Raw genomic sequence first — 467 nt, forward strand, 5'->3', positions numbered from 1 at the left:
CACAAGGAGTGTGATGATGCCACAGCCAAGGAGAACTCAAATCAGTTTGGAAGATACGCCTTTTTATCACTGTTGTAGTCGAGTCGTTAGGCGTGCCTATTTGTGTGGTGAAGACCATTTCTCTGGTAAAAATTACGACCATAGACGTGAGTGGGTAGAGCAACAACTGCTTAAGCTGGCTCAGGTTTTTGCTATTGATGTCGCTGCTTATGCGGTAATGAGCAATCATCTGCACTTGGTACTCTGCGTGGACATTTACCAGGCTAATCAATGGAGTGATAGGGAAGTGCTTGAGCATTGGCATCAGGTATTTAAAGGCACTGAATTAACACAACAGTTTGTCAAAGGGCAAGTTGTTGAAGCCCATGACGTGGTTAACCTTAAACACCATATCGCTCTATACCGCAGTCGCTTAAGTGATATTTCTTGGTTTATGCGAGCGTTAAATGAACCTATCGCCCGTAAGG

At 44.3% G+C, this 467-nt stretch carries 1 protein-coding gene; it reads left to right on the forward strand.

Going from position 1 to position 467, the window contains the following annotated elements; translation table 11 throughout:
• Positions 1 to 16: 16 nt before the first annotated feature.
• On the forward strand, positions 17 to 467 hold a 451-nt coding region (locus K5Q99_RS22040; protein ID WP_505973634.1), incomplete at its 3' end, for a transposase.

The organism is Shewanella hafniensis (assembly GCF_019655335.1).
Taxonomy (GTDB): Bacteria; Pseudomonadota; Gammaproteobacteria; order Enterobacterales; family Shewanellaceae; genus Shewanella; species Shewanella hafniensis.